At 67.8% G+C, this 3045-nt stretch carries 2 protein-coding genes; both read right to left on the bottom strand.

Features of this window, described 5'->3' with window-relative positions; all coding sequences use genetic code 11:
- Positions 1–193 precede the first annotated feature (193 nt).
- A complete protein-coding gene (mmsB, locus tag AB0B48_RS32665) occupies positions 194–1444 on the bottom strand; it encodes a multiple monosaccharide ABC transporter permease (protein ID WP_355006870.1) in 1251 nt (416 codons plus the stop codon).
- The gene (gene mmsA / locus AB0B48_RS32660; RefSeq protein ID WP_357208410.1) at positions 1441–2979 is read right to left on the bottom strand and encodes a multiple monosaccharide ABC transporter ATP-binding protein; all 1539 of its coding nucleotides are present in this window, start codon (positions 2977–2979) and stop codon (positions 1441–1443) included. Before mmsA ends, mmsB begins: the two co-directional genes overlap by 4 nt.
- Positions 2980–3045 lie beyond the last annotated feature (66 nt).

Raw genomic sequence — 3045 nt, 5'->3', positions numbered from 1 at the left:
CCACTAACCAACCCCACCCCACCCCGCCCCCCCACCCCACCCCACCGCCCCGTCGATCTTGCACTTTCTGTCCCGACTTCTGCCGCATAAGCCGCAGATCGTCGACACCAAGTGCAAGATCGCGGAGTCGGTTGGAACGCCGATGGCCCCTGACCGTGTAGCGGTCAGGGGCCATCTCGGCTTCGTGCAGGCGTCAGCGGGCGGTGCCGGCGCGACGCTTGTTGTAGACGTCGAAGGCGACCGCGACGAGCAGAACGAGACCCTTCACCACCGACTGGGTCGACTGGTCGATGCCCATCAACTGCATGCCGTTGCTCATCACCGCCATGATCAGACCACCGACCATCGCGCCCACCACGGTGCCCACGCCGCCGGTGACCGCCGCACCGCCGATGAAGGCGGCGGCGATGGCGTCCAGCTCGAACATGTTGCCGGCGGCGGGCTGGGCGCCGTTGGACCGCGACGAGTAGATGACGCCGGCCACCGCCGCCAGGAAGCCCATGTTGACAAACATCCAGAAGTTGACGGTGCGGACCTTCACCCCGGAGAGCGCCGCCGCCGACAGGTTGCCGCCGATCGCGTAGACCTGCCGACCGAAGACGGTACGCCGGGTGAGCAGGCCGTAGACCAGCACCAGGACCGCCAGGATGATCAGCACGATCGGCAGCCCTCGGGCGTGCGCCAACTGCCAGGCGAAGTACATGAGGACCGCGCCGACCAGCACGACCCGGGCGACGAAGAGCGGGAACGACTCGACGGGCTGCTGGTAGCGGATACGCGCCACGCGGGTGCGGAAGCCGCTGACCGCGTAGCCGGCCACGGCGATGGCGCCGATCAGCAACGTGAAGGCGTCGAAGCCCTGCCCACCGAGCAGGCCGTTGAGGAAGCCCGCCGCGACCTGCTGGTACTCGGACGGGAACGGCGACAGTGAGATGTTGTCGAGCACCCGCAGGGTCAGACCCCGGAACAGCAGCATGCCGGCCAGGGTCACGATGAAGGCCGGAATGCCGGCGTACGCCACCCAGAACCCGTGCCACGCGCCGACCGCGACGCCGACGACCAGCGCGGCGACGACGCCGATCCACCACGGGTGACCCTGCTGGATCACCAGGACGGCGGAGACCGCTCCGGTGAGCGCGACGACCGACCCGACCGACAGGTCGATGTGCCCACCGATGATCAGGATGACCATCCCGATCGCGAGGACCAGGATGTACGAGTACTGGAGGACGATGTTGGTGATGTTGCCGGGGCTCAGCAACACCCCGTCGGTCAGGACCGCGAAGAGCGCGACGATGACGACCAGGGCGACGTAGATCCCGCTCTGCCGCAGGTTGTTCAACACCAGCGCCCGCAGGTCGCTCGTCCCGCTGTGCAGGGCGGCGCCGGGCGCGCTGTCCGGGGGCGTGGGGCGCTCCGTCGAAGGGGTCTTGATGCTGGTCATCCGACGAGCTCCTTGTCCTTGGTCATCAGCTCCATGAGGCTCTCCTGAGTCGCCTCGGCCACCGGCATCTCGCCGGTGATCCGGCCGGCGGCGAGGGTGTAGATGCGGTCGCACATTCCGAGCAGCTCCGGCAGCTCGGAGGAGATGACGATCACTGCCTTACCGGCGGCCACCAGCCGGTTGATGATTGTGTAGATCTCGTACTTGGCGCCGACGTCGATCCCGCGGGTGGGCTCGTCGAGGATCAGCACGTCCGGGTCGGTGAACAGCCACTTCGACAGCACGACCTTCTGCTGGTTGCCGCCGGAGAGCTTGCCGACCACCGCCATGACGCTCGGCGTGCGGATGTTCATCTCCTTGCGGCTCGTCTCGGCAACCTTGATCTCCTCGTTGCCGTTCACCCAGCCCAGGCGGGACAGCCGGTCCAGCGCGGCGGCGGACACGTTGCGCCGCACGTCGTCGATGAGGTTGAGCCCGTAGCGCTTGCGGTCCTCGGTGACGTAGGCGATGCCGTTGTCGATCGCCTCGGCGACGGTGCGCGCCTGCACCTCCCGCTCGTGGACGAAGAGTCGGCCCCGGATGTCGCGCCCGTAGGACCGACCGAACACGCTCATGGCCAGCTCGGTCCGACCGGCGCCCATGAGGCCCGCGATGCCGACGACCTCGCCGGCGCGTACGGACAGCCCGACGCCCTCGACGACCATCCGGTCCTGGACCGGGTGCCGCACCGTCCAGTCCTCGATGCGCAGGACCTCGTCACCGGGCGACGACTCGCGGTCGGGGTAGAAGCTGTCCAGGTCGCGCCCGACCATGCCGCGGATGATCCGCTGCTGGGTCACCTCGTCCGACCTCATGTCGAGGGTCTCCACGGCGCGCCCGTCACGGATGACGGTGGTCGAGTCGGCGATGGCGGTGATCTCGTTGAGCTTGTGCGAGATCATGATGCAGGTGATGCCCTGCTCCTTGAGCGCCCGCAGCAGGTCGAGCAGGTGCGCCGAGTCGATGTCGTTGAGTGCGGCCGTCGGCTCGTCCAGGATGAGCAGGCGCACCTTCTTCGACAGCGCCTTGGCGATCTCCACCAGCTGCTGCTTGCCGACACCGAGCTGAATGACCGGGGTGACGGGGTTCTCGTGCAGCCCGACGGACGCCAGCAGCTTCGCTGCTTCGGCGTTGGCGAAGTTCCAGTCGATGAGCCCGCTGCGGCCGCGCCGCTCGTTGCCGAGGAAGATGTTCTCCGCGATCGACAGGTACGGCACCAGAGCGAGCTCCTGGTGGATGATGACGATGCCGTTGGCCTCGCTGTCGCGAATGCCGCGGAACTGCATCGGCTTGCCGTCGAAGAGGATCTCGCCGTCGTACGAGCCGGACGGGTAGACGCCGGACAGCACCTTCATCAGGGTGGACTTGCCGGCGCCGTTCTCACCACAGATGGCGTGGATCTCCCCGCGGCGCACTGCGAGGGTGACGTCCTCCAGCGCGGTCACGCCGGGGAAGGTCTTGGTGATGCGACGCATCTCGAGGATGGTGTCGTCCATGGTCACTGTCCTCCGTCAGGTCTGGACGCGGTACACGCCCAGGCGTCGGGCCCGGCGGGTGTGACC

Origin of the sequence: Micromonospora sp. NPDC049089, assembly GCF_040648775.1 — a bacterium.
Taxonomy (GTDB): Bacteria; Actinomycetota; Actinomycetes; order Mycobacteriales; family Micromonosporaceae; genus Micromonospora.
The sequence above is the reverse complement of the archived record's forward strand: the minus strand, read 5'-3'. Positions and strand labels throughout refer to the sequence as shown.